Consider the following 25,445-nt stretch of genomic DNA (forward strand, 5'->3'; position numbering starts at 1 on the left):
TATGCCAAAACGTACAGATATCAAGAAAATCATGGTAATCGGTTCTGGACCGATTATTATAGGACAAGCGGCAGAATTTGATTATGCCGGTACACAAGCTTGTTTAGCTTTACGAGAAGAAGGCTACGAAGTGGTGTTAGTCAATTCGAATCCCGCAACGATCATGACGGACAAAGAAATTGCTGACAAAGTCTACATTGAACCAATCACATTTGAGTTTGTCTCACGGATTTTACGTAAAGAACAGCCTGATGCAATTTTACCGACATTAGGCGGGCAAACGGGCTTGAATATGGCGATGGAATTAGCCAACTCAGGTATTTTGGATGAATTAGGAATTGAGTTGCTAGGAACCAAATTAGCGGCAATCGATCAGGCAGAAGATCGAGATTTATTCAAACAATTAATGGAAGAATTGGATCAACCGATCCCAGAATCCGAAATCGTATCAACGGTGGAAGCAGCAGTTGAATTTGCGAAAAAAATCGGCTTTCCAATCATTGTTCGTCCAGCATTTACGCTAGGAGGAACGGGCGGTGGCATGTGTAACAATGAAGAAGAATTACGCCAAATCGCTGAAAACGGCTTGAAGCTCTCGCCCGTGACCCAATGCTTGATTGAACGTAGTATTGCTGGGTTTAAAGAGATCGAATATGAAGTGATGCGGGATTCTGCAGACAACGCGATCGTTGTTTGTAATATGGAAAACTTCGATCCAGTCGGCATCCACACCGGCGATTCCATCGTCTTTGCCCCTAGTCAAACACTGTCAGACCATGAATACCAAATGTTGCGAGATGCGTCATTAAAAATTATTCGCGCATTAAAAATAGAAGGTGGTTGTAACGTTCAGTTGGCACTTGATCCACATAGCTTTAATTACTATGTGATTGAAGTAAATCCAAGGGTTTCTCGTTCGTCTGCACTAGCAAGTAAAGCAACAGGTTATCCAATTGCCAAACTGGCAGCGAAAATTGCCGTCGGTTTAACATTGGATGAAATGAAAAATCCAGTCACAGAAACCACCTATGCAGAATTTGAACCTGCCCTGGACTATGTTGTGGCAAAAATTCCTCGCTGGCCGTTTGACAAGTTTGAAACGGGGGAACGTCGATTAGGAACACAAATGAAAGCAACTGGAGAAGTGATGGCCATTGGTCGTAATATTGAAGAGTCATTACTGAAAGCTGTTCGTTCATTGGAAATCGGCACACATCATATCGAAATGAAAGAACTAGAAGCTCTTTCTGACAATGATCTGATGGAGAAGGTCATCAAGGCGCAAGATGATCGCCTGTTCTACGTTATGGAAGCCATCCGAAGAGGGTATACTATCGAAGATTTGAATGAAATGACGAAAATCGATTTATTCTTCTTAGATAAAATGCTTCACATCTTTGAGATCGAACAAGCATTAGCAAACGATCCACAATCCCTTGATATGTTGAAAAAAGCTAAGCAAAACGGCTTTACGGATAAAAAGATCGCTGAGCTGTGGGAAACCACGGAAGCTGAGATCCGCACGCTGCGCCATGAGCAAAAGATTTTGCCAGTCTACAAAATGGTGGATACATGTGCCGCAGAATTTGAATCAGCAACACCTTATTTCTACAGCACCTATGAGTTTGAGAATGAAAGCAAGCGCAGTGAAAAAGAATCTGTTCTTGTCCTAGGTTCTGGACCGATCCGAATCGGACAAGGGGTGGAGTTCGACTATGCAACAGTGCACTCGGTGAAAGCGATCCAAGCTGCTGGCTATGAAGCGATCATCATGAACAGTAATCCTGAAACGGTTTCGACTGATTTTTCTATCTCCGACAAGCTGTATTTTGAACCGTTGACCTTAGAAGATGTCTTGCATGTGATCGATTTGGAACAGCCAATTGGGGTCATCGTCCAATTTGGCGGGCAAACGGCGATCAATTTAGCCGAACCTTTGGTGAAAGCCGGAGTCAAAATCCTAGGCACCAGCATTGAAGATCTTGATCGTGCCGAAAACCGCGATCTCTTTGAGCAAGCATTACAAGCATTAGATATTCCGCAACCACCAGGCGACACGGCGACGAACGAACAAGAAGCGATCGCCATCGCACAAAAAATCGGCTATCCTGTTTTAGTCCGCCCAAGTTATGTCTTAGGGGGACGTGCGATGGAAATCGTGGAAAACCAAGCCGATTTAGAAGATTATATGCGTCATGCAGTGAAAGCATCACCAGAACATCCTGTCTTGGTCGATCGTTACTTGGTTGGTAAAGAATGTGAAGTCGATGCTATCTGTGACGGCAAAACTGTTTTGATTCCTGGAATCATGGAACATATCGAGCGTGCAGGGGTCCATTCAGGAGATTCAATGGCAGTCTATCCACCGCAAAATCTTTCGGATGAACTAATTGCTACGATCGAAGAATATACCAAACGCTTGGCATTAGGTTTAAATTGTATCGGTATGATGAATATCCAATTTGTCATCCATGAGAACAAAGTGTATGTCATTGAAGTAAATCCTCGTGCTAGCCGAACCGTGCCATTTTTAAGCAAGGTAACAGAGATCCCAATGGCACAAATTGCCACGAAGGCGATTCTCGGGGAAGAGATCACAGCGTTAGGTTATCAAGACGGACTTGCTCCAACACCAAATGAAGTACACATCAAAGCACCTGTCTTCTCCTTTACAAAACTTTTAAAAGTCGATACTTACTTAGGCCCTGAAATGAAATCAACGGGTGAAGTAATGGGATCAGACAAAGATTTGGCAAAAGCACTTTATAAAGCTTTTGAGGCATCAGGCCTGCATATTCCTGAATTTGGAAAAGCACTTTTCACCGTTGCAGACGAAAGCAAAGAAGAGGCAGCAGCACTGGCGGCGCGTTTCGTAGAGGTCGGCTTCACCTTAATGGCTACCAATGGAACCGCTGATTACTTTGAAGAAAAAGGCCTGCAAGTGACACGAGTTGCTAAAATCTCTGATCAACAAGCAGAAGAAACGGTTGTTGATTTGATCCGTAAAGGAACGACCCAAGTAGTAGTCAATACCATGGACAAAGATCGCCAAAATGCAACGGAAGACGGATTTATCATTCGCCGAGAAGCAGTGGAGCATGGTGTACCGACCTTTACTTCTCTTGATACAGCGGATGCAATTCTAAAAGTGATGGAATCCCGCAGTTTTTCAACAAAAGCAATTTAACGCAGATAAAGGAGTTTTTTGATGAAGCAAGAAATCATGACCATCAGCAAACAGCGTCAACTGGCACCACGGATTTTTGAAATGACATTGACTGGTGAATTAGTCAATGAGATGAGGACCCCAGGGCAGTTTCTGCACCTGCGGGTTCCTCAAAATGCCTTTCTTCTTCGCCGACCGATCAGTATCAATCATATCGATGCTGAGAAAAAAGAATGCCGAATCATTTACCGGGTCGAAGGAGATGGCACACGAATTTTTTCAGAAATGACCGTTGGTGATCCAATCGATGTGATGGGGCCGTTAGGAAATGGGTTTCGCTATCATCATTTAAATCAAGGGGACACTGCATTTATCGTAGGTGGCGGTATCGGTGTACCGCCGCTCTATGAATTATCGAAACGTCTGACCCAACAAGGCGTCCACGTCATTCACTTTTTGGGCTTTGCCAGCAAAGACGTCATGTATTATGAAGAGGAATTTCGTGCACTAGGAGACACGAGGATTGCTACCGATGATGGCAGCGCTGGTTTACAAGGAAATGTTGGCAACCTGTTGTTAGCTGCAGAGCAAACACCTGCGGCGGTCTTTGCCTGCGGAAATAACGGTCTTTTAAAAACCACCGCCCAGCTTTTCGAAGACCTTTCAGATGTTCAATTATCCATGGAAGCGCGAATGGCTTGCGGGATGGGTGCCTGTTATGCCTGTGTTTGCCATACGAAAGATGACGAACAAGGTACAAAAAGTGTCAAAGTTTGTGACGAAGGGCCTGTATTTCAGGCGAGAAAGGTGGTCATTTAATGTCGATCAACGTCGAGCTACCCGGATTGAGTCTAAAAAATCCGATCATGCCTGCCAGCGGCTGTTTTGGGTTTGGTGCAGAATATGATAAATATTATGACATCAGTCAATTAGGTGCGGTGATGATCAAAGCGACCACACCTGAACCACGTTTCGGCAATCCAACCCCAAGGGTAGCGGAAACGCCTAGTGGTATGTTAAATGCCATCGGGTTGCAAAATCCTGGGTTAGAAACGGTCATGAATCAAATATTGCCGGACTTAGCTCAAAAACATCCAGAGTTACCGATCATTGCAAACGTTGCTGGTTCGACCGTCGAAGATTACGTTCTTGTGTGTCAGGAAATCAGTCAGGCAGAAAATGTCAAAGCGATCGAACTGAATATCTCTTGCCCTAACGTCAAACATGGCGGTATCACTTTTGGAACCGATCCTGCGGTTGCTGGTGCATTGACTGAAGCGGTCAAAAAAGTCTCGCAAGTGCCGATCTATGTCAAACTTTCGCCGAATGTGACGGATATTGTCCCAATTGCAAAAGCGATCGAAGCAGGCGGCGCCGACGGGTTTACGATGATCAATACGCTTTTGGGCATGCGGATCGATTTAAAAACACGAAAACCGATTTTAGCCAACCAAACCGGGGGCTTGTCTGGTCCATCAATCAAACCAGTGGCGATCCGCCTAATCAAACAAGTGGCGCAAGTTTCTCAATTACCAATTATTGGCATGGGGGGCGTGATGTCAGTGGATGATGTACTTGAAATGTATCTGGCAGGTGCAAGTGCAGTTGCAGTAGGAACTGCAAACTTTACCGATCCTTACATTTGCCCAAAATTGATTGAAGAATTGCCTATCCGAATGGCAGAATTAGGGATCACTTCTTTGGAACAGTTGATAAAAGAAGTGAGAGAGGAGCACGTGTGATGAGTGAACAACCAATTATTGCCTTAGATTTCCCCAACAAACAGGCTATTGAAACATTTTTAGCGCAATTTCCTGCGGGAGAAAAATTATTTGTAAAAGTTGGAATGGAGATTTTCTACCAAGAAGGACCAGCGATCGTCACTTGGTTGAAATCCTTTGGCCATGACATTTTTTTAGATTTAAAATTACATGATATCCCTAATACTGTTGGACGAGCAATGGAGCGCTTAGCTTCTTTAGGTGTTGCTTTGACGAATGTTCATGCAGCCGGCGGGATTGAAATGATGACTGCTGCTAAAAAAGGTCTGCAACAAGGAACCCCCGCTGGAGACAAAGTCCCTGATTTGATTGCAGTTACCCAATTGACCTCCACTAGTGAGGCACAAATGCATCATGATCAGCAGATCATGACGTCACTGCAAGAAAGTGTTATCCATTACGCCACTTGTGCCCAAAAAGCTGGATTAGACGGTGTTGTTTGCTCCGCACACGAAGCAAAACAGATCAAGCAAAGAACAACCGATGCCTTCATACGCTTGACGCCTGGTATCCGACCAGCTGGCAGTGAAGTTGGCGATCAAAAACGGATCATGACACCTGCACAAGCTCGCAATGCGGGGGCTACCATGATCGTTGTGGGACGTCCAATCACCCAGTCTAAGACACCGTATGAAAGTTATCTGCAAATAAAACAAGAATGGAAGGAAGCTAGCCAATGAAAGAACAATCCAATCAAATTGCCAAAGATCTTTTAGACATCGAGGCGATTTTTTTACGACCGAATGAACCATTTACTTGGGCAAGCGGCATCAAAAGCCCTATTTACTGCGACAATCGAATCACTATGAGTTATCCTCATGTACGTCGCGCCATTGCGAAAGGCTTAGCTGCAGTCATCAAAACGACTTATCCCGAAGCAGAAGTGATTGCAGGGACCGCAACAGCCGGGATTCCCCATGCTGCTTGGGTCGCTGAATTGTTAGATTTGCCAATGGTTTATATTCGCAGCAAAGCAAAAGAACATGGCAAAGGCAATCAAATTGAAGGTCGTATTCAGCCAAATCAAAAAATGGTCGTCATTGAAGATTTATTGTCAACAGGTGGCAGTGTCTTAGAAGCTTGTGAAGCAGCCAAAAGAGAAGGAGCCGACGTATTAGGCGTCGCTGCGATCTTTACTTACGAGCTGCCTCAAGTCCAAGAGAATTTTGACCAAGCAGGTCTATCCTATGTGACTTTGACAAACTATACAGCGTTGATCGAGTCGGCTTTAGAAACGGGTGCTATTCAAGAGTCTGATGTTGCCCTGTTACAAGAGTGGCGAAAAGATCCTGCTGCTTGGTTGAGTGAATAAGGAATTGAAATAAGAAACGGATATGTGAGGGAATGACCAAGCATATTCGTTTTATTTTCACCTATTTTCTGATAGCATTGGGAGAAAGTTTTTTTGATAGGAAGGGCTATTCCTTGCTGTCAACTTGAATTAGGAGGCTGTTTTTTTGAAAAGAAATATGGATGTTCCCTGGAGTTATTCCGGAGACAATGGACCTGAACATTGGCACACTTTGTGCGATTGGTATGCACAAGGCGCCGAATTTCCTTACCAATCCCCAATTGCTTTAGTTCACGATGAAACCGAAGAACCTATCGATCAGGACTTGGCTTTTCACTATAAACGAGAGCGGTTCACGGAAAAAGAATTCAAAAATACGATTCACTTCGTTCCATATAACAAAGAAAGTTATGTCACATTTAAAGGGATCAACTACTATTTGACGGATATTCATTTCCACATGCCGTCTGAACATATTATCGATGATGAACAGCAAGAATTAGAGTTTCATCTCGTCCATATGAATGAGGACGGAGAAAACTTGGTTGTGGGCATCTTATTCAAATTGACGGATAAGCTCAACTGGATCTGCAATCAGCAAGACGACAGCATCTGGGACTTTGAAAACCATACGCAATGGTTTGATCCGACTATGTTCTTACCAGAACGCACCCACCATTTCCATTATGTGGGTTCGTTGACGACACCGCCAACCAAAGGGCCAATCAATTGGTTCGTCTTTGACTGGATCGGGGAGATGAGCCGCCGCTTCATTTTGGAATTCCGGGAAGAAGTGTTAGAAAACAATAATCGCCCATTACAAGACCGCAAAGATCGGCCTATTTATTTCTATTAATTTATAAAAATAGATCCTTTTACGTAGTGTTTATCACTGACTTCATTTGATGGTCAGTATAGAAACCACTTCGTAAGGGTAATCTATAAAAATGATGTTAGAATTTTTAGAATGTCATTGACTAGAAAAAGACGAAAACTCTTCGTCTTTTTTTATTTTTATATTCTAGGACCATGAAGTCTATGCTAAAATATTAAATAAGCTGATTCTCGGCAGTTAATGCATTGTGAAAATAAATACAAATATAGTTTTTTTTTAGAAAAAGAGCAGACACGGTAAAGCTTTTTTGGCTGAGTATTTTATAGTGAAAGAAAGGAAATCCATATGCATGCATGGGAAGCAATCCAAAAATCCATCGATTTTATCGAAGACAATCTTGCTGAGTCGCTAGAGATCGAAACGTTAGCACAAGTCGCATCGCTTTCTGTATTTTATTATCAACGCTTATTTACTCGCTTAGTTAAAATTTCTGTTAGGGAATATATAAAACTGCGTCGTCTGGCCAGAGCCGCTGTTTTATTAAAAGACAGAAAAAGTCGAGTCATTGAGGTCGCTTTTGAGGTTGGTTTTAGCAGCCATGCAGTATTTTCAAGAACCTTTAAGACCGTTTATGGACTTTCACCTTCTCTTTACCAAAAAGCTCCGATCGGCTTGCAAAATTTTGATAAGCCGGATCTATCTTTAGGGTATATTGTCACAGAAGAAGGCAATCCATTGATCAGCGAAGGAGTCGTTTTGGAGATTCAGAAGAAGCGAAATCAGCAACCGTTGGTTTTTTGTGGCGTTGTTGGTTACTATCCATTTAGGTATGGAAAAATGCTGGGCCAACGAACAGGGATTGATCCGATTGATGATATTTGGCATGATTTTTATCAAAAGACTGCCAATCAGCCTCTCACCGATCATTGCCTGATCGGTGTTTCATTTCCGGGAGATGCGCCTGAAGGCTATTCAAGTTATTTTGTTGGTCAAATATCTGATGGTTCGCAATTTCTCAACTGCACTGAATGGACTTTACCAGAACGTGAGTATATTGTTTGCAGTTTTGATACGGTCTCAGAGCAACTGATCATCAATATGGGAAAGGCGATGCGTTATACCCGTTTTTGGCTCAAGAAAAATGGCTGGATTGCTGAGAATTTTTTTCCTGAGCTTTATCGAAAAGGGGAAAATCATGTGGTTCATGTCGAATTATGGATTCCTTTTAAAAAAAGAATTAAGATGCAAGGAGGAACAGAATAATGACTCACCAGTATGAAGAAGGAATAAAGCTGCTTGAAGAAAAATTCGGACATTTTAAAGACAATGTGATTGCCCTTGCGACGACAGCTTGTGACAAAACTGTAGAGGGACACATACAACCAGTCGTTCGAGAAGTTGATGCTTTTTATGAAGAGGGCGTTTTTTACGTGTCGACACACGAGCAATCCAATAAAATCAAGCAAATCAAAAAGAACCCAGCAGTTTCCATTGCCGTTAGCGGTGAATGGTTTACTGCGGTCGGTCAAGGGGAGAATTTAGGTTGGGTGCTAGACCCTAAAAATGCAGAATTAAGAAGCAAAATTCGCAAAGCCTTTGTCTGGTACGACGAAGTCAACAATGAGAATGATAAAGGCTGTTGCTTTCTAGCAATCCATTTGACCAAAGGAACGTTGAATATCAATCATTGGGAAAAGCTGTATCATTTTGATTTCGAGAAGAAAGTCACTATGGAGGATGGCGGTATTTATTAGCTAGCAGAAGCTACTTTCTCACGGTGATTTTCGAATGCCATTCTATCGGATCTAGCAGATACGTCGATGGCTAAATTCTGAGAAGGCTTGCCTTTTGTGTTTCAAGCTAAGCAAAATTGTCGCTGGAAGAGCAGTAGATAGAAGGAAAAAGCATAAAAACCGATCACAAGCGCGTGTAGTTTCGCAGTGCTTTTGTGGTCGGTTCTTTTATTGATTACACTATGTTTTTTTGATCCGAATAGACTGAGGAGCAGCTAGGACTGTTTTAATCTCAAAATTCCCTCATCAGGTGTCACAAAAAGCGTTTTTTGATTCTCATAAATGACGAATCCAGGTTTGGCACCATTCGGTTTCCGAATATGTTTGACTTGCACGTAGTCCACCGGTACTTGGGCAGATTGACGATATTTTGAGAAATATGCGGCAAGCTCTGCAGCTTCCATTAAGGTTGTCTCACTAGGATCATCCGAACGAATGATGACATGAGAGCCAGGAATATTTTTGGTATGCAGCCAGATATCACTCTTACGAGCTGTTTTTAAAGTCAGTTGGTCATTTTGTAAATTGTTTTTTCCAACGAAAATTTCTGTTCCGTCTGAAGAAAGAAATCGTTCTGGTTGCGAAGGAGCGGCTTTTTTACGCTGTTTCGTCCGATTTTTGACATAGCCTTGTGCAATCAGTTCTTCCCGAATAACCGCCAGATCCATTGGAGAGGCGATTTCTAATTGAGCTAACACGGATTCGAGATACGCGATTTCTTCTTTCGTTTCGGCAATCTGCTGATGGACCAGTTTGACTGCATTTTTTAATTTCTGATAACGTTGAAAATATTTCTGAGCATTTTGATTGGGAGAAAGAGCGGGATCTAATTTGATCGTCAAAAGCCGATTCTCATCATAGTAATTTTCCAAATCAACTGAAGCAGCACCACGGGGGACTTGATTCATAAAAGTCGTCAAAAGCTCACCTTTTTGACGGAATTCTTCGGCGTTTTCTGAATCGATTAACGTTTGTTGGCGTTTCTTTAACTTCAATTGGTTGCGTTTCAGTTCATTCTCAATCTTCTTTAGTAATTCGCCACCTTGTTGTTTGACCCGATCTCTTTCCGCCTTGTCGTGATAAAACGCATCTAAAAGCTCGCTCAGACTCTGATAAGAGGTGACAGTGGTGGTCGCATCGATCAATGATGGATAGGGAATTGGTGTAAAATGTTCCTTTTTCTCTGACTGGAGATAACTTGGTGCTAGCTCCTGGGTAAGCTCTGTAAAGAAAGCATCCCACTGACGCAGTTTTTCATTGGGATTGGCATTGATTCGAGCGATTAATTCTTCTGCTGTATCGCGGCCTAAGCCTTGGAATCGTTGTTGAAGTTCTTTTGCCGTCAAGGGATCGATGGTCGATAATTCTTCAAAAATTTTGGTGCGAGAGGCTGTAAAAGGATTAAGTGTTGTTTGCTTTGGTGGTGCAATATAAGTAGCACCCGGTAATAAAGTACGATACGTATTTTGTGAATGACCAATGTGTTTGATTGTATCGACAATTTTTCCGCTCGTCTTATTCATTAATAGAATCGTGCTGTGACGGCCCATCAATTCGACAATCAAGACGAGGGATTGTAAATCACCTAATTCATCTCGTCGAGTAAAATGAAAATGGATCACACGGTCATTGTCGATTTGTTCGATTGATTCTAAGATCGCCCCTTCTAAATATTTCCGTAGCATCATCAAGAAATTCGGTGGGGTTTCTGGATTGCTATAGGCGATCGTTGTGCATTGCACACGAGCATAGGTGGGATGTGCGGATAGCAAAAGTTTATGATTTTTCCCTTGGGCACGGATCACAAATACGACCTCATTTTCATAAGGTTGATGAATTTTGTTCACACGTCCACTGGTTAATTGATTTTGTAATTCTTTGACCATTAAATGGGTAAAAACACCATCAAAAGACATATTGTTTCCCTCTTTTCTTATAAGGATAGTTTGACTGAGGGATTGATCCTTCCAATGTCAAATATTCCTATCTATTATACCGAAGAATCCAAAGAAAAGCCATGGCAGCTAGCTTTCCTTTTTCTTGTTAGGTTGGTGATCGGTGGTTTGCAGTGCACGCTCAATTTCTTTGTTCAAGAAATAAGAGATGACTGTTCGAATAATAACGACTGCAGCTAGACGTACGATGTCTTCGAAAGTAGGGTGGATGATCGTCTCAATAATATCTGCTGCAATCAAGATCTCAAGACCTAATAAGACATAACTCCCTAAATAATTGCGGATAAAATTATTCTCTCTGGCTGCCACCAAACGGTCCTTTTCTGTTAATTCGTAGCGCACGAAATCAATGCCTGCGATCAATACACCCCAAACGATGACGAAAATGGAGAGAAAGTTTAAACAGACAACAATGAAATCGAAGATTGGGTTGGCTCCAGTCATCAAAGAACTAGCTAGATTATGCATAATGACTCCTTTACCGTTTTCTTTTATCTTACCGAATTATCGAAGAAATGTGAAGTTTCTTGACGTTCTAGAAGGGAATTGATAGTATGAATTAATAGTAGGATTTTTAAAAAAGGTGGGCAAATTATGGAACAAGTTAGGAACTTTGTTCATTACACGAAAGAAAAAACAGTGGAAAGCTGGCAGGCTTTGTTAGATGATCTATACCGAGATCAGAAAAAAACGATTTTCACGCTGATCGGAGGCATTCTTTTCGCGCTGGTTTTTGCAGGCTTGATCGTTTTTTCTCAAAATCGCATCAACGCCTCTTTAGTGGATCGAATCGCTTTCGACAAGTTACCTTCGGAAAAAGTACAGCCATTACCATATTTGACAGCTGATAAGACGATTCGAGAAACAAGAGCGATTTCTGTGATGTACAGTAAACCAAATGGCCCACAGCTGGATCAAGTGTTTGATCTGATCCAAGCACAGGAAGACGAAATGAATCGAACATTTTTTTATTATCCGATCGTCTATGACGTGGCATTTTTCTCCAATGAATATGACATTGATCCTGATAAAGTGACCTTTGTCTTCTATGAAGAAGGAGTCGAGAAAAATCGCTTTACTTTTGATTCATTTGAGCAGCCAACGACGGAATTCATCCCAGAATTGAATCGTTTACCCATGTGGACGATTCGTTCTTCTGCCAATGATTGATAAAAAAATCTGACAATTTGACAGAAAATTGTTGACGTTTTTTTATCAATAGGCTAAACTGAATTCAATCAAGAAAGAAAACAAGTTGAGAAGGAGGAACAATCATGAAACTATTTATTCCATTGCAAGTGAAATCATGGCAAAACTGGCGTAGATAGTTGTATTGATGGGACCTCATTCCATAGATACAACTTTTTAGAGAACCTTCTAAAGTGCTGTATCTATGCTGGTAGTTGAATTTATCGCCGCATAGGACAACCTTCTATGCGGCTTTTGCTTACTTGCAATTGCCGTCACATAGGCAGTTGCTTTTTTTGTTCTCAAAAACCGTAAAAACGAAAACACGAAAAACGTAAGCAGAAAAAGGAGAATGAAAAATGAAAAACAAGGGATTAATTGCATCGGTTGCCGTTATTTTATTATTTTTAGGAGCGACCTTTGTCTATCAGTTAGGAATGAGAAGTGGGACCAATCAAGCCAGTGAGACTTCGGAACCAGTAGAAAAAGCTGAAAAAACAGTTGGAATCCTGCAGTTTGTCAGTCATGAAGCGTTAGATGCGATCACCGAGGGGATCAAAGAAGGCCTTAAAGAATCAGGCTATACCGAAGGGGACAACTTGACGATTGAATTCCAAAACGGCCAAGCGGATCAAAGTAAATTGGCAACGATGAGTCAGCAGCTGCTAAATAAAGATGCCGACGTTTTGGTTGGGGTAGCAACACCCGCAGCACAAGCGTTGGCGAATGTCACTCAGGATGTACCAATCGTTTTAGGAGCGGTCACTGATCCAGTTGGGGCAAATCTCGTGGCAGATATGGATCAACCCGGTGGAAATATCACTGGTGTTTCAGATAAAGCACCCGTCGCTGCGCAAATCAAACTAGCAAAAGATTTGCTGCCGGAGGCAAAAACAGTCGGCATTTTGTATTCTTCGACTGAAGACAATTCGAAATACCAAGTGGCAGAAGCAGAAGCTGCTGCCGAAGAAAATGGCTTGACCAGCAAATCGTATGCCGTTCCTTCAAGTAACGAAATTGCGCAAATGGTGCAAGTGATGGCACGAGAAGTCGACTTTATCTATATTCCGTTAGATAACACGATCGCAAACGCAATGCAGACGGTAGTACAAGAAGCCAATAAATCAAAAACGCCCATCATCACGTCTGTTGATACGATGGTGGAACAAGGCGGCTTAGCAACGGTTGGGCAAGATCAATTTACGATTGGGGTCGAAACTGGGAAGATGGTGGCAGCAATTCTTGACGGGACGGCCGAACCTGCGACAACTCCGATCTATACATTCAGCGATGGCGCAACGATCATTAATGAAACACAAGCGCAGTTATTGGGAATCACTATCCCAGAAAACCTCAAAGACGAGGCAAAATTGATTACAACGACACCGGAAAGTGAAGCAAGTGATGAGTAACAATTAGGAACAGCAATCACCTGCGATCACCGAGAGAGTCTTGAAAGAGAAAACTTGTAAGAATATGGAGGAAGAATGATGATTGTTTCAGCAATAGGGCAAGGGCTACTTTGGGGAATCCTGGGATTAGGGATTTTTATGACCTATCGTATTTTGAATTTCCCGGATATGACGACGGAAGGGTCCTTTCCGTTAGGCGGTGCTGTCTGTGTGACAGCGATCACCCATGGGGTGTCGCCCGTCTTAGCGACTTTGTTAGGAGTATTGGCTGGGATGTGTGCGGGCTGTGTGACAGGACTTCTTTATACAAAAGGCAAAATTCCCGTGATTTTAGCAGGTATTTTGGTGATGTCTTCATTGAACTCGGTCATGCTGTTTGTGATGCGCTCACCAAACCTCTCTTTATTAAACCAACCGAAAATTCAAGATTTTTTTACTAGAATGAATTTACCGAATTATTATGATACGGTGATTATCGGATTGATCATGGTCTTGTTGATTGGGGGCGTCTTGGTTTACTTTTTCCATACCAACTTGGGTCAAGCTTATATTGCTACCGGGGATAATGAACACATGGCCAAGTCAATGGGGATCAATACGGATCGAATGAAAATCATTGGACTGATCGTCTCCAATGGCGTGATCGCACTCTCAGGCGCATTGATCGCTCAAAACGACGGCTACGCCGACATAAGCAAGGGAATCGGTGTGATCGTTATCGGACTGGCGTCAATCATCATTGGTGAGGTATTATATGGTGAATTGACCTTGCTGGAACGTCTGATCGCTATCGTGATCGGCAGCATTATCTACCAATTATTGATCCTATTTGTGATCAAAGCTGGATTTGATACGACTTACTTGAAGATCTTCTCTGCAATCGTCTTGACGATCTGCCTGTTGATCCCTCAATTTAAACAAGCCTTGCATCTACGCACTGGTTTTGAAACGGAGGATGAATAATGTTAGCCTTAAAAAAAGCCTTTAAAGTTGTCGGCAACGGACCGAATGAGAAAAAAGTACTCTTGAATAAAATCGATCTTTCTTTAAAACCAGGAGAATTTGTCACGGTCGTCGGAGGAAATGGCGCCGGCAAAAGTACGTTATTCAACTGTATCTCAGGCACCATGCCCTTGACGAGTGGGCAAGTGATGATCGATGATCAAAACGTGACCGCACTTTCGGAAGAAAAACGCGCCCGCTTTTTGGCACGTGTCTTCCAAGACCCGAAAATGGGGACGGCTCCCCGTATGACAGTGGCAGAAAATCTTCTATTAGCACAAAAAAGAGGGGAAAAACGGTCACTAGGTCTTCGACAACTCCAAGGGCAAAGAGAAACGTTCTATGCCCTTTGTAAAGAAATCGGCAATGGGTTGGAAAATCATTTGGATACGCCAACGGGCAGTTTATCTGGTGGTCAACGACAGGCACTAAGTTTATTGATGGCAACGATTCAAACACCAAAACTGTTGTTGCTAGATGAACATACGGCTGCGTTAGACCCAAAGACCTCCAAACAGCTGATGCAAATCACAGCAAAACGCGTGGAAGAACAAAACCTAACTTGTCTCATGATCACCCATCGGATGGAAGATGCATTAAAATACGGAGACCGCCTGATCCTGCTCAGAAAAGGGGAAATCGTCAAGGATCTTTCAGCAGATGAAAAAGCTTGCTTAAGTTTACCAGAACTGTTACTGTTCTTTGAAGACGACTTATAAACCCTTGATAGAACAGTGTTTTCAAAAAAAATAATCAAATAAATGAAAAAAATAAGAAAAAATCATTGACATCTTTCAAAGTTAAACCTATACTTAGGTCAATCTTACATCAGTTTGGAGCGAAGGACTATGCAAAAATTATTGCTAACGAACCCCACACAACTGAATAAATATTACTTTAGCTATTTTAGATAGGTTTGTATTCATGAAGGCATGGGTACAAACGCTAAGTTTGTATCTATGATGGCTAGAGCATTTCGTAATGAATTCGCAGCCACGTAGATCGTAAAATCTATAGTGGCTATTTTTTATATTCACATATCTAGCTTTGCCGATATGTAATGTTTGAAGGTGTTCACTGTAGATTCTTAAATTTACGGTGGACATCTTTTTTTGTTGAAAGGAATGAACCAGATGAAACAAATGATAACCGGTCACACACGGTTGGCGGCGCTATTTGCCAAACCAGCCAAACACAGCATCTCTCCAGCGATGCACAATCTTTCTTTTGAAGAACAAGGGATCGACGCCGTGTATCTGGCCTTTGATGTTGAGCCGGATGATTTAGCCGCTAGTATCCAAAGCATCCGTCAGTTGGATCTCTTAGGTGTCAATCTATCAATGCCCCATAAAATGGCAGCAGTACCGTTGATGGATGAATGCTCACCAGCAGCCGAGCTGATCGGCGCAATCAATACAATCGTCAATCAAGAGGGGCGATTGATTGGTCACAATACAGATGGTATCGGCTTTATGCGCGCACTTGAAGACATTCAAGTGTCGATCATTGGAAAAACGATGACTGTGATCGGTGCAGGTGGAGCAGCGACAGCAATCATTAGTCAAGCTGCACTAGATGGTGTCAAAACGATCCGTGTCTTTAACCGCAAGGATGAGTTTTATCCAATCATCCAGGAAAAATTGACACAGATCGCAGAAAAGACCGCCTCTGAGATCACATTAACGGATTTAGAAGATCAGACGGCTCTAAAAACAGCCATCGATCAAAGCAGTCTTTTAGTTAATGCTACTGGCGTGGGGATGAAGCCGAATGATACGGTAAGTCCTCTAAAAGACAAAACACTCTTGCGGGAATCATTAGCTGTCTATGATGTCATCTATAATCCAAGAGAAACGCAGCTTTTGAAAGATGCGAAAGAAGTCGGTGCCAAAACTGCAAACGGCTTAAGCATGTTGCTGTATCAAGGTGCAGCTGCATTTAAACTTTGGACAGGCCAAGAAATGCCTGTTGAAAAAGTAAAAGCACTTATTGAATCCATGTAAAAAATAAAAAAATTAGAAAAAACGAAAGTAGGAAGAAAAAATGATCGTAATTATGAAACCAGGCGCTACGCCAGAACAAGTTGAAGTTGTTGTAACTAGAATCAAAAAAGAAGGCTTAGATGTTCAAGTCAACCAAGGAAAAGAACAGGTCGTTATCGGGTTAAAAGGGGATACACGCCGCATCCAAGATGTTGCTTTTCGCAGCTACGAAGGTGTCGAAGATGCCATTCGGATCTCAAATACTTACAAATTGACCTCTCGTGAGTTCCATCCGCAAGATACGGTTGTGGATGTAGATGGTGTGAAAATCGGTGACGGCAACTTTGTTACGATGGCTGGTCCATGTTCGATTGAAGGATTAGACCAAATTCGTGAATGTGCCCGAATCGCCAAAGCTGGTGGTGCACAAATCTTACGTGGTGGTGCCTTCAAACCCCGCACGTCGCCTTACGCATTCCAAGGGCTTGAAGAAGAAGGGCTAAAATACATTCGCCAAGCAGCTGATGAAACTGGCATGAAAGTCATCACAGAAGTCATGGACGAAGGGCATATCGATATGGTGGCGGAATACAGTGATATTTTACAGATTGGTGCTCGGAACATGCAAAACTTCAAATTGCTAGCTGCCGTTGGAAAAACCGGGAAACCAATTGGCCTTAAACGAGGCATCTCAGGCACGATCGACGAATGGTTGAATGCTGCGGAATACATCGCCGTTCAAGATAAAAGTGAAGTGATTTTCATTGAACGTGGGATCCGAACTTACGAAACAGCAACCCGTAATACCTTTGATCTAAGTGCAGTACCAATCATCAAAAAATTGAGCCACTTCCCAATCATCGTTGATCCTAGTCATGGAACAGGTATTTGGGATCTTGTACCACCAATGGCAAGAGCGGGTGTTGCTGCTGGCGCCGATGGGATGATCGTTGAGATCCATCCAGATCCAGCCAATGCTTGGTCTGATGGCCCTCAATCACTTAATGAAAAAACGTACATGAACATGATGAAAGAAGTCCATATCATGGAAAAAGCGATGAAAGAAATCAAAGCGTTGCAAGACTAAGCGTGAAGACAACCAATAAAAGAGGTGCAAAAATCAATGTTACACATTCACTTAGAAGACCATTCCTATGATATCCTCATTAAACGAGGGGCGTTTCGAAAAGTCGGAACCTGGGTACAACAGTTGTGGGACAAACAGCGCATTGCCGTCATTACAGACAGCAATGTCGCACCCCTGTATGGCGGACAAATCGTTGATTCCATAACCGCTGCCGGGTTTGAAGCGACACTGTTAATCGTACCAGCCGGCGAAAAAAGCAAATCACTAGAGCAAGCAGCTAGTTTATATGATGGTCTTGCCCAATTCGGAATGACCAGAAGCGATGGGATCATTGCCCTTGGTGGCGGTGTGATCGGTGATCTCGGAGGATTTGTTGCTTCTACTTATATGCGCGGCATTGATTTCTTGCAGATTCCGACGACGTTATTGGCACAGGTCGATTCAAGTATCGGCGGAAAAACAGCTGTAAATACTGGCAGTGCCAAGAATCTCGTTGGCACGTTTGCCCAACCAGCCGGTGTGATGATCGATCCAGATTTACTTGAAAGTTTGCCGCTTAAACGCGTCCAAGAAGGCATTGCTGAAATCATCAAGTCAGCCGCTATTGCAGATCCTGAACTTTGGCAAACGTTAGCAGGTTTGAAAGATGAAGCCGATTTGTTGGCCCACGCTGAAAATGTGATCACAGCTTCTTTAAAGGTTAAACAAAAAGTAGTGGAAGAAGACCCCTTTGATCATGGTAGTCGTCTGACACTGAACTTCGGTCATACGATCGGTCATGGCTTAGAAAGAACGGCTGCTTTTGAGACAAGTCACGGAGAAGGCGTTGCGATGGGGATGATTATGATCACCCGACATGCAGAAGTCACCGGATTAACACCAAAAGGTACGACCCAGCAACTTACAGAAATGGTTGAGAAGTTTCACTTGCCGATTACACCAAGGGAAATAGATAAAGAGCAATTATACCAAGCAATCACTCATGATAAAAAAGCCCGCGGGCAACAATTGAAGATTATTCTATTAGAAGCGATCGGTCAGGCGAAAATCGTGACGATCCCGACTGAAAAAATCAAAGACTACCTAGTATAAGAAAGGAAGGTAACGGATCATGCGTTATATTACAGCAGGCGAATCACATGGACCAGAGTTGACCGCCATTATCGAAGGGTTACCGGCAGGATTGCCATTAACAGCAGAAGACATCAATTTTGAATTAGCGAGACGACAAACCGGCTATGGTCGTGGGGGACGGATGTTGATTGAAAAAGACCAAGTCCGTATCACTTCCGGTATCCGTCATGGAAAAACATTAGGCTCTCCTGTGACTTTAGTGGTCGAGAACAAAGATTGGAAAAATTGGACCAAGGTCATGGCAATCGAAGAGGTACCAGAAAAAGACCGCAAACTACGACGAGTGGCACGACCAAGACCTGGTCATGCTGACTTGGTCGGCGGCATGAAATACCACCATCAAGATCTACGAAACGTCCTGGAACGTTCATCTGCCCGGGAAACGACTATGCGGGTAGCCATCGGCGCAATCGCGAAGAAAATTTTGAAGGAGCTTGGCATCGATGTGGCAGGTCATGTAACGATGTTAGGCGGCATCAAAGCAGAAATTCCAGAAGGCTTGACTGTCAAAGAAATCGCACAACGCTCTGAAGCCTCGGAAGTAAGAGTCTTAGATCCATCTGTCGAGGAAGAAATTAAACAGTTGATCGATCAAACGAAGAAAAATGGTGATACGATCGGCGGCGTAGTGGAAGTGCTTGTTGGCGGCGTTCCTGCTGGTCTTGGCAGTTACGTGCAATGGGACAAAAAACTTGATGCGAAGATTGCCCAAGCCGTGGTCAGTATCAACGCCTTTAAAGGTGCTGAGTTCGGTGTTGGCTTTGAGGCAGGTGTTTTACCGGGTTCTAAAGTCATGGATGAGATTTTATGGGACGAACAACGGGGCTACACCCGTCGCAGCAACAACCTAGGTGGTTTTGAAGGCGGCATGACGAACGGGGAACCAATTGTGGTTCGCGGGGTTATGAAGCCGATCCCGACCTTGTACAAGCCGTTGCAAAGTGTTGATATCGACAGCAAAGAACCGTATAAAGCAAGCGTCGAACGCTCAGATAGCACCGCTGTACCAGCAGCTAGTGTTGTTTGTGAGAGTGTGGTGGCAACAGTGGTGGCCAATGAACTATTAGAAAAGTTTCCAAGTGATTCTTTCGAAGAATTGACCGCATCTGTTCAGGCGTATCGAGAATACTTGTTAACCTACTGATTAAAGAAACAGCAAAAAATTCCAGTAGAAATGAGGATTCTTTTCATGAGCCAAAATATCTTCGTCGCCGGTCTAGGATTGATCGGCGCTTCCTTAGCAACATGTATCAAAAAGGCACATCCGCAAGTGCATTTGATGGGGTGGGATTGTCAGGAAACCAATGAGATCGCATTAGCAACAAATTTAGTAGACGAAGTGCCCCCTTCATTTTCTGAAGGTGCTGTCCGTGCCGACGTGATTTTGTTGGCATTGCCGGTAGAGATCACCAAAAACTATCTTGCCGAACTGGGGGCACTTTCATTAAAGCCTTCGGTGCTAGTAACAGACACCGGCAGTACCAAAGCGGAAATCACGCAATTTGCCGAGTCCTTTTCCTTTGATTTTATTGGGGGCCATCCGATGGCTGGCTCTCATAAATCAGGGATCACAGCAGCCGATGAGAACCTTTTCGAGAATGCTTACTATATCTTCACACCGACGAAAAGTCAGCGGGTGGAAGAACTACAAGAGCTTTTTCGCGGCACTAGAGCCAAATATGTGGCACTTGCTCCCCAAGAGCATGATCAAATCACAGGGATGTTGAGCCATCTGCCTCATATTATTGCTTCGGGATTAGTCAATCAGGCAGATGCCTTCAACCACGAACACCCTAGAGCACAGCAACTTGCAGCAGGCGGTTTTCGCGATATCACTCGCATTGCTTCTTCAGATCCTCGTATGTGGACCGATATCTTATTGAGTAATCGACAGGAGCTGCTGCAGCTGATCGATGAGTGGCAAAAACAAATGACGACCATGGCTCACTGGTTGCAGAAAAAAGACGAACGGGCGATCTTTCGGTTTTTTGAATCCGCGAAGGAAACACGGGATCAATTGCCGGTTCATCAAAATGGGGCGATCCCAGCATTCTATGATCTATTCATCGATGTACCGGATCATCCCGGCGTTGTCGCTGAAGTGACGGGGCTATTGAGCGAACATCAGCTCTCTTTGATCAACTTGAAAATTCTTGAAACTCGAGAAGATATTATTGGTGTTTTACAGATTTCATTCAAAACGCAAAATGATTTGCTGCAAGCAGAGCAGCTGATTCAAAAAAAGACGACCTATTCATGTCGAAAAAAATAGGAGGCCGTTATGAAACTAAAAAAAGCAACACATCTAAAAGGGACGATAGCAGTCCCTGCTGACAAATCAATCTCGCATCGTAGTATCATGTTCGGGGCGTTAGCCGAAGGGACAACGATTGTCCGTAATTTCTTGCGTGGAGAAGACTGCTATAGCACCCTTCATGCATTTCAATCATTAGGCGTTCCAATCCATGATGACGGTCAGACGATCACGATTGAAGGACAGGGCTTTAATGGCCTTAAGCCTGCCCAAGACCCAATTGATATCGGCAATTCTGGTACAACGATTCGCTTAATGATGGGGATTTTGGCTGGACAGCCATTTACAACCACCTTATTCGGCGATAACTCTTTGAATAAACGTCCGATGAACCGAGTGATGCTGCCATTAAGAGAAATGGGTGCCAATGTGAGAGGGCATGAGCAGACGGAGTTCCCACCGATCACCGTTAATGGTACTGCTTCTTTACAGCCCATCAATTATCAGATGTCCGTAGCAAGTGCCCAAGTAAAATCGGCGCTGATTTTTGCGGCATTGCAAGCACAAGGTACCTCGACGATTATTGAAAAAGAGGCGAGCCGTAACCATACTGAAGAAATGATCCGTCAATTCGGTGGCGTCATCACAACACAAGGCAAAACGATCACTGTGACGGGACCTCAAACACTCCAAGGACAAGAAGTAATTGTTCCTGGTGATATTTCCTCCGCTGCTTTTTTCCTAACAGCCGGCGCGATTATGCCAGAAAGTGAGATCGTTTTAAAAAATGTCGGGATCAACCCCACTCGTACAGGAATTCTTGACGTGCTAGAGGAGATGGGTGCTTCGATTGCTTGTTCCAATCAAGACGATCAGAATCAATCAGCTGACCTTACCGTTCGAAGTTCTACCTTGCAGGCAGTAACCATCGCTGGCGATATTATCCCACGCTTGATCGATGAATTGCCGATCATTGCGTTGTTAGCCACGCAGGCTCATGGCAAAACGGTGATCAAAGATGCGGAAGAACTGAAAGTAAAAGAAACCAACCGAATTGATGCAACTGCCGAAGAGTTGACAAAACTTGGGGCGGACATCACTCCCACCGAGGACGGGTTGATCATCAACGGTCCAACCCCTTTGCATGGTGGACGTGTGTCAAGTCGGGGGGACCATCGCATCGGCATGATGCTGCAAATTGCCGCCTTATTGACAGATGAAGAGGTAGAATTAGAAAAAGCCGAAGCCGTAGCAGTTTCTTATCCTGATTTTTTTGAGGATGTCGCACGTTTGGCTAAAGGAGGAAACAGCGAGTGAAAAAAGTGATATTAATTGGATTTATGGGTGCTGGAAAAACCACGATTGGTCGTCTTTTGGCTGAAGAAACGAAACAGTCTCATGTGGATTTTGATGACTTGATCGTTGCTGAGATCGGCATGACCATTCAAGAATTTTTCGACCAACACGGTGAAGAAGCCTTTCGCAAAATCGAAACGGATATTTTAGCTAAAACTTTGGCAAAGGAACAAATTATTTCCACTGGTGGGGGCATCGTATTAAAAGAAGAAAATCGTCAACTTTTAAAAGAGATGCCGCTCGTCGTGTATTTAAAAACAGATCCCGAGGAGCTGATTCATCGCTTAAAGGCGGATAATGGCAGCATTCGTCCCTTAGTCGTCTCAAAATCACCAGAAGAAATATTGGCTGTTTACCGTCCTCGGATCCCTCTTTATGAAGAAACTGCTTCATTGATCGTTGAAACGACGAACAAAGCACCAGAAGAAATCGTACAGGAAATTTTGATCAAAGCGGGTGCATAAAATGAAGATTGGTTATTTAGGACCGAAAAGTTCCTTTACGCATTTAGCTGCGCAAGAAGCTTATCCGGAAAATACCTGTATCCCCTATGGATCGATTCCACTTTGTATTCAAGCGCTAGCTAACGGCGTGATCGATCGCGCGGTCGTTCCGAACGAGAACTCATTAGAAGGGTCCGTTCATGCCACTATTGATACACTGTTTCGTCAAAATCAGTTGAGCATCGAACAGGAAATTATTTTACCGATCAATCATCAATTGTTAGTTTCTCAGCAAACATCAAAAGACAATCGTCCCATCACTAAGATTATTTCTCATCCGCAAGCCTTAGCGCAATGTGCCGACTTCATCGAAGCCCGATTTGCTGGAGCTACTGTTGAGGCGGTTGCTTCCACAACGACTGCAGCAGCCTACGTAGCAAAACATCCAGAAGAAGCAGTTGCGGCGATTGCTTCCAAAGAAGCGGCATTGGCCTATCAATTAACGATCAAAGAAACCAATATTCAAGATGTTGCCTTTAATCAAACCCGTTTTTGGGTTTTGACGAAGAAAGCAGCAAACACCCAATTACCAGAGCAGACTGCTGAGAAAGCAACGATTTTTGTGACGCTCCCGGCAAATCGACCGGGGATCTTGCACAAAATCTTAGCAACCTTTGGCTGGCGAGAAATTGATTTAAGCAAAATTGAATCGCGACCGTCAAAAACCACCTTAGGGGAATACTTTTTCGTGATCGATCTGGTGATGGACAAACCGTGGCAACTGATTGTAAATGCCTTTGAAGAGATTCAGTTGTTGGGTGGTCAAGTCCATCTTCTCGGCGTGTATTCCGTAAATGTTGTTGAGGACGTGACAAAAAATGACTCAAGTCAAAATAAAAACTAGCCAAGATGAAACCCTTTTAGCAACGTTTCATAAAGAGATCCAAACACAGCACCATCAATGGTACCCAACGATTTTTAAGCCATTTGATCAGTCAAGATTTGAACAAGCAATCACACAGCAGCTGCAAGAGCCAAGCCACCACTTTTTTATCGCTTGGTTGGCGGACCAGCCTTGTGGCTTTGTGCATCTTCAAGAGGTCTGTTTGCCACAAAATGCGATGATGCATGAACGAAAGTGGCTGGAAATTGCAGCGATCGCTGTTGACCCTTGGTACCAAGGGATGCATATTGGAAAACAATTGTTGGCATTTGCTGAAAACGTTGCGCTGGAAAAAGGCTTCGATGATCTCTCACTAAACTTTTGGTCGGCAAACCAAGTGAAATCATTTTATGAGCAAGCAGGATTTGTGAGCATACGACAAGGTGCATCAAAGCATCTAAGGTAAAATATGAAGAAATTTCCTAGAAAAAGGTTAAAATTTCAGAAAATAGCTTTCTTTCTATAAGGTCTAGGGTATCCTTATAGACAGAGAGCTATTTTTTAGTTGGAGGATCAGAAGCAATGAGCAGGATGGAAAAAAATAAAAAACTGCATGAACGGCTAGAAAAGGAATCCAGTCAGGCAGCCAAAGAAAGTATCTTTGCCCGTCGAGAAGCCAAAAGAAGAAACCAGCGCGTCAGACCGAGTGATTCTACTTCTTCTGCTGATGAGCGAGTAGGAGACATTCCTTATCAAAACACCGAGCATCCTAGGGCAAGCGACTCTCGTGCGGCTCAAAGTTCTCGAGAACAGTCACAAGTAGGAGCAATAAAATCTGAGGGACGAAAAAGCGCGATCCCTCCGCTATCTGCTCAGAGGCCTGCGATGCATCAAAGCCAGGAACAAAGCAAACAAAAACCGTCAAAGCTTAAGAAGACCAAGCAACCCAAACAAAAGAAAAAGCGGAAGCACCCAGTTCTGCGTATTGTGGTTCGGGTACTATTGGTGCTTTTTGCCTATTCATTGATTGCGTTTCTTGTCGGTCAGCAAGTCGCAAGAAGTGACGCTGCTTTTGCTACGACTGATGAAGAGACCTTTAATGGTACGGCCGCTGCAAATGGTGCTCGGAATATATTGCTCATTGGTAGTGATAGTCGTGAAGGAGAAGCTGGACGAGCAGACACTATTATGGTTTTGCAATTAGATGGTCCCAGTAAGCAACCGAAGCTACTTTCCTTTATGCGGGATACTTTAGTTACGATTCCCGGTTATGGCGAAAACAAGATCAATGCGGCTTATGCCTTTGGTGGTGCTGATTTGGTTAGACAAACGTTAGCGGAGAACTTCGGGCTAGAAACCAACTATTATGCAAAAGTTGACTTTCGTTCCTTTGAAAAAGTGATCGACACATTGTTTCCCTCAGGCGTTTCTATCAACGCGGAAAAAGATATGAGTAAAAATCTTGAAGTTGCCATCAAGCAAGGGCAACAACAAATGAATGGGCTTGAGCTGTTGCAATACGCACGCTTTCGGATGGACGAAGAAGGTGACTTCGGTCGTGTAAGACGACAGCAGCAAGTAATGGATGCGATCTTTAGCGAAATGAAAAATCCTTTAGCTATTTTAAAATTGCCTTATGCAGCTGGAAAAGTCTTAGGCTATGCTTCCACCAACCTGCCAATGTCTTTCCTATTAAAAAATACCTTCTCGATTGCTCGAGGGGCGGGAGGAGTCGACAGTTTGACTGTCCCAGTCGCTGACTCTTGGCAATACGGTTCAAGTGCGAGTGCCGGAAGTGTGTTAGTCGTCAATCTTGAAACCAATCAACAAGCGATCAGGAATTTTCTTAATGAGTAAGCAGAATGAAAAGTTCTGAAAACCAT

At 43.4% G+C, this 25,445-nt stretch carries 24 protein-coding genes; 22 read left to right on the forward strand and 2 right to left on the reverse strand.

Going from position 1 to position 25,445, the window contains the following annotated elements; all coding sequences use genetic code 11:
- Window position 1 precedes the first annotated feature (1 nt).
- The 8 genes from carB to IGJ12_RS08430 all read left to right on the forward strand — a co-directional run bounded on the left by carB (window position 2) and on the right by IGJ12_RS08430 (window position 8,827).
- The gene (gene carB / locus IGJ12_RS08395; protein ID WP_086299447.1) at window positions 2–3,187 is read left to right on the forward strand and encodes a carbamoyl-phosphate synthase large subunit; all 3,186 of its coding nucleotides are present in this window, start codon (window positions 2–4) and stop codon (window positions 3,185–3,187) included.
- A gap of 21 nt (window positions 3,188–3,208) precedes the next feature.
- A complete protein-coding gene (locus IGJ12_RS08400) occupies window positions 3,209–3,985 on the forward strand; it encodes a dihydroorotate dehydrogenase electron transfer subunit (protein ID WP_005235982.1) in 777 nt (258 codons plus the stop codon).
- Entirely contained in the window at window positions 3,985–4,908 is a 924-nt protein-coding gene (locus IGJ12_RS08405) for a dihydroorotate dehydrogenase (RefSeq protein WP_016611756.1), read from the forward strand. Before IGJ12_RS08400 ends, IGJ12_RS08405 begins: the two co-directional genes overlap by 1 nt.
- Window positions 4,908–5,627 (forward strand): orotidine-5'-phosphate decarboxylase, encoded by a 720-nt coding sequence (gene pyrF, locus IGJ12_RS08410; protein WP_430619565.1) that lies wholly within the window; start codon window positions 4,908–4,910, stop codon window positions 5,625–5,627. The genes IGJ12_RS08405 and pyrF overlap by 1 nt, the downstream gene beginning before the upstream one ends.
- The gene (gene pyrE, locus IGJ12_RS08415) at window positions 5,624–6,259 is read left to right on the forward strand and encodes an orotate phosphoribosyltransferase (protein ID WP_005226111.1); all 636 of its coding nucleotides are present in this window, start codon (window positions 5,624–5,626) and stop codon (window positions 6,257–6,259) included. Before pyrF ends, pyrE begins: the two co-directional genes overlap by 4 nt.
- A 157-nt stretch (window positions 6,260–6,416) precedes the next feature.
- A complete protein-coding gene (locus IGJ12_RS08420) occupies window positions 6,417–7,094 on the forward strand; it encodes a carbonic anhydrase family protein (protein WP_016620153.1) in 678 nt (225 codons plus the stop codon).
- Window positions 7,095–7,418: 324 nt separating this feature from the next.
- Entirely contained in the window at window positions 7,419–8,336 is a 918-nt protein-coding gene (locus IGJ12_RS08425; RefSeq protein ID WP_430619566.1) for a helix-turn-helix domain-containing protein, read from the forward strand.
- Window positions 8,336–8,827, forward strand: a complete 492-nt coding sequence (locus tag IGJ12_RS08430) for a pyridoxamine 5'-phosphate oxidase family protein (protein WP_016620151.1) — start codon at window positions 8,336–8,338, stop codon at window positions 8,825–8,827. The genes IGJ12_RS08425 and IGJ12_RS08430 overlap by 1 nt, the downstream gene beginning before the upstream one ends.
- 254 nt (window positions 8,828–9,081) lie before the next feature.
- On the opposite strand, the gene efbA is transcribed toward IGJ12_RS08430, so the two are convergent.
- A complete protein-coding gene (gene efbA / locus IGJ12_RS08435) occupies window positions 9,082–10,782 on the reverse strand; it encodes a fibronectin-binding protein EfbA (RefSeq protein ID WP_429961241.1) in 1,701 nt (566 codons plus the stop codon).
- Between the two features lie 108 nt (window positions 10,783–10,890).
- The gene (locus tag IGJ12_RS08440) at window positions 10,891–11,289 is read right to left on the reverse strand and encodes a DUF1622 domain-containing protein (RefSeq protein ID WP_005235970.1); all 399 of its coding nucleotides are present in this window, start codon (window positions 11,287–11,289) and stop codon (window positions 10,891–10,893) included.
- Window positions 11,290–11,415: 126 nt separating this feature from the next.
- Between IGJ12_RS08440 and IGJ12_RS08445 the strand changes: the two genes are divergently transcribed.
- From IGJ12_RS08445 to IGJ12_RS08510, 14 genes are all read left to right on the forward strand, one after another.
- Window positions 11,416–11,991, forward strand: coding sequence for a hypothetical protein (locus IGJ12_RS08445; RefSeq protein ID WP_005235969.1), 576 nt, complete (start codon window positions 11,416–11,418; stop codon window positions 11,989–11,991).
- 377 nt (window positions 11,992–12,368) lie between these two features.
- Window positions 12,369–13,421, forward strand: a complete 1,053-nt coding sequence (trpX, locus tag IGJ12_RS08450; RefSeq protein WP_087664142.1) for a tryptophan ABC transporter substrate-binding protein — start codon at window positions 12,369–12,371, stop codon at window positions 13,419–13,421.
- Window positions 13,422–13,499: 78 nt separating this feature from the next.
- On the forward strand, window positions 13,500–14,384 hold the full coding sequence (locus IGJ12_RS08455; RefSeq protein WP_008379889.1) for an ABC transporter permease: 885 nt from the start codon (window positions 13,500–13,502) through the stop codon (window positions 14,382–14,384).
- Complete coding sequence (locus tag IGJ12_RS08460; RefSeq protein WP_430619567.1) at window positions 14,384–15,142, forward strand: ABC transporter ATP-binding protein; 759 nt, start codon at window positions 14,384–14,386, stop codon at window positions 15,140–15,142. Before IGJ12_RS08455 ends, IGJ12_RS08460 begins: the two co-directional genes overlap by 1 nt.
- A gap of 414 nt (window positions 15,143–15,556) precedes the next feature.
- Window positions 15,557–16,426, forward strand: a complete 870-nt coding sequence (locus IGJ12_RS08465; protein ID WP_176374274.1) for a shikimate dehydrogenase — start codon at window positions 15,557–15,559, stop codon at window positions 16,424–16,426.
- Between the two features lie 40 nt (window positions 16,427–16,466).
- Complete coding sequence (gene aroF / locus IGJ12_RS08470; RefSeq protein WP_005226100.1) at window positions 16,467–17,492, forward strand: 3-deoxy-7-phosphoheptulonate synthase; 1,026 nt, start codon at window positions 16,467–16,469, stop codon at window positions 17,490–17,492.
- Between the two features lie 36 nt (window positions 17,493–17,528).
- On the forward strand, window positions 17,529–18,584 hold the full coding sequence (gene aroB, locus IGJ12_RS08475; protein ID WP_086316124.1) for a 3-dehydroquinate synthase: 1,056 nt from the start codon (window positions 17,529–17,531) through the stop codon (window positions 18,582–18,584).
- A 19-nt stretch (window positions 18,585–18,603) separates the two neighbouring features.
- Window positions 18,604–19,770 (forward strand): chorismate synthase, encoded by a 1,167-nt coding sequence (gene aroC / locus IGJ12_RS08480; protein WP_016620144.1) that lies wholly within the window; start codon window positions 18,604–18,606, stop codon window positions 19,768–19,770.
- Window positions 19,771–19,815: 45 nt separating this feature from the next.
- A complete protein-coding gene (locus tag IGJ12_RS08485) occupies window positions 19,816–20,898 on the forward strand; it encodes a prephenate dehydrogenase (RefSeq protein WP_008379898.1) in 1,083 nt (360 codons plus the stop codon).
- 9 nt (window positions 20,899–20,907) lie between these two features.
- Window positions 20,908–22,197, forward strand: a complete 1,290-nt coding sequence (aroA, locus tag IGJ12_RS08490; protein ID WP_430619568.1) for a 3-phosphoshikimate 1-carboxyvinyltransferase — start codon at window positions 20,908–20,910, stop codon at window positions 22,195–22,197.
- Entirely contained in the window at window positions 22,194–22,700 is a 507-nt protein-coding gene (locus tag IGJ12_RS08495; RefSeq protein ID WP_008379901.1) for a shikimate kinase, read from the forward strand. Before aroA ends, IGJ12_RS08495 begins: the two co-directional genes overlap by 4 nt.
- A gap of 1 nt (window position 22,701) precedes the next feature.
- Window positions 22,702–23,583, forward strand: a complete 882-nt coding sequence (pheA, locus tag IGJ12_RS08500) for a prephenate dehydratase (protein WP_429967790.1) — start codon at window positions 22,702–22,704, stop codon at window positions 23,581–23,583.
- The gene (locus IGJ12_RS08505) at window positions 23,558–24,028 is read left to right on the forward strand and encodes a GNAT family N-acetyltransferase (protein WP_430619569.1); all 471 of its coding nucleotides are present in this window, start codon (window positions 23,558–23,560) and stop codon (window positions 24,026–24,028) included. The genes pheA and IGJ12_RS08505 overlap by 26 nt, the downstream gene beginning before the upstream one ends.
- A gap of 116 nt (window positions 24,029–24,144) precedes the next feature.
- Window positions 24,145–25,419, forward strand: a complete 1,275-nt coding sequence (locus IGJ12_RS08510; RefSeq protein ID WP_430619570.1) for an LCP family protein — start codon at window positions 24,145–24,147, stop codon at window positions 25,417–25,419.
- The last annotated feature ends 26 nt before the right edge of the window (window positions 25,420–25,445 follow it).

This window comes from Enterococcus sp. DIV0802b (genome assembly GCF_050543535.1).
In the GTDB taxonomy this organism is placed as follows: domain Bacteria; phylum Bacillota; class Bacilli; order Lactobacillales; family Enterococcaceae; genus Enterococcus_D; species Enterococcus_D entomosocium.

What these genes read in the sequence shown, in the direction of transcription:
- pheA (WP_429967790.1), top strand. Translation starts at nt 22,702, where the DNA reads ATGAAGATTGGTTATTTAGGACCGAAAAGTTCCTTTACGCATTTAGCT.
- pyrF (WP_430619565.1), top strand. Translation starts at nt 4,908, where the DNA reads ATGAGTGAACAACCAATTATTGCCTTAGATTTCCCCAACAAACAGGCT.
- IGJ12_RS08445 (WP_005235969.1), top strand. Translation starts at nt 11,416, where the DNA reads ATGGAACAAGTTAGGAACTTTGTTCATTACACGAAAGAAAAAACAGTG.
- aroB (WP_086316124.1), top strand. Translation starts at nt 17,529, where the DNA reads ATGTTACACATTCACTTAGAAGACCATTCCTATGATATCCTCATTAAA.
- IGJ12_RS08485 (WP_008379898.1), top strand. Translation starts at nt 19,816, where the DNA reads ATGAGCCAAAATATCTTCGTCGCCGGTCTAGGATTGATCGGCGCTTCC.
- IGJ12_RS08505 (WP_430619569.1), top strand. Translation starts at nt 23,558, where the DNA reads ATGACTCAAGTCAAAATAAAAACTAGCCAAGATGAAACCCTTTTAGCA.
- IGJ12_RS08455 (WP_008379889.1), top strand. Translation starts at nt 13,500, where the DNA reads ATGATTGTTTCAGCAATAGGGCAAGGGCTACTTTGGGGAATCCTGGGA.
- efbA (WP_429961241.1), bottom strand. Translation starts at nt 10,782, where the DNA reads ATGTCTTTTGATGGTGTTTTTACCCATTTAATGGTCAAAGAATTACAA.
- IGJ12_RS08430 (WP_016620151.1), top strand. Translation starts at nt 8,336, where the DNA reads ATGACTCACCAGTATGAAGAAGGAATAAAGCTGCTTGAAGAAAAATTC.
- IGJ12_RS08405 (WP_016611756.1), top strand. Translation starts at nt 3,985, where the DNA reads ATGTCGATCAACGTCGAGCTACCCGGATTGAGTCTAAAAAATCCGATC.
- IGJ12_RS08400 (WP_005235982.1), top strand. Translation starts at nt 3,209, where the DNA reads ATGAAGCAAGAAATCATGACCATCAGCAAACAGCGTCAACTGGCACCA.
- aroF (WP_005226100.1), top strand. Translation starts at nt 16,467, where the DNA reads ATGATCGTAATTATGAAACCAGGCGCTACGCCAGAACAAGTTGAAGTT.
- trpX (WP_087664142.1), top strand. Translation starts at nt 12,369, where the DNA reads ATGAAAAACAAGGGATTAATTGCATCGGTTGCCGTTATTTTATTATTT.
- IGJ12_RS08510 (WP_430619570.1), top strand. Translation starts at nt 24,145, where the DNA reads ATGAGCAGGATGGAAAAAAATAAAAAACTGCATGAACGGCTAGAAAAG.
- aroC (WP_016620144.1), top strand. Translation starts at nt 18,604, where the DNA reads ATGCGTTATATTACAGCAGGCGAATCACATGGACCAGAGTTGACCGCC.
- aroA (WP_430619568.1), top strand. Translation starts at nt 20,908, where the DNA reads ATGAAACTAAAAAAAGCAACACATCTAAAAGGGACGATAGCAGTCCCT.
- IGJ12_RS08460 (WP_430619567.1), top strand. Translation starts at nt 14,384, where the DNA reads ATGTTAGCCTTAAAAAAAGCCTTTAAAGTTGTCGGCAACGGACCGAAT.
- IGJ12_RS08440 (WP_005235970.1), bottom strand. Translation starts at nt 11,289, where the DNA reads ATGCATAATCTAGCTAGTTCTTTGATGACTGGAGCCAACCCAATCTTC.
- IGJ12_RS08465 (WP_176374274.1), top strand. Translation starts at nt 15,557, where the DNA reads ATGAAACAAATGATAACCGGTCACACACGGTTGGCGGCGCTATTTGCC.
- pyrE (WP_005226111.1), top strand. Translation starts at nt 5,624, where the DNA reads ATGAAAGAACAATCCAATCAAATTGCCAAAGATCTTTTAGACATCGAG.
- IGJ12_RS08420 (WP_016620153.1), top strand. Translation starts at nt 6,417, where the DNA reads ATGGATGTTCCCTGGAGTTATTCCGGAGACAATGGACCTGAACATTGG.
- carB (WP_086299447.1), top strand. Translation starts at nt 2, where the DNA reads ATGCCAAAACGTACAGATATCAAGAAAATCATGGTAATCGGTTCTGGA.
- IGJ12_RS08425 (WP_430619566.1), top strand. Translation starts at nt 7,419, where the DNA reads ATGCATGCATGGGAAGCAATCCAAAAATCCATCGATTTTATCGAAGAC.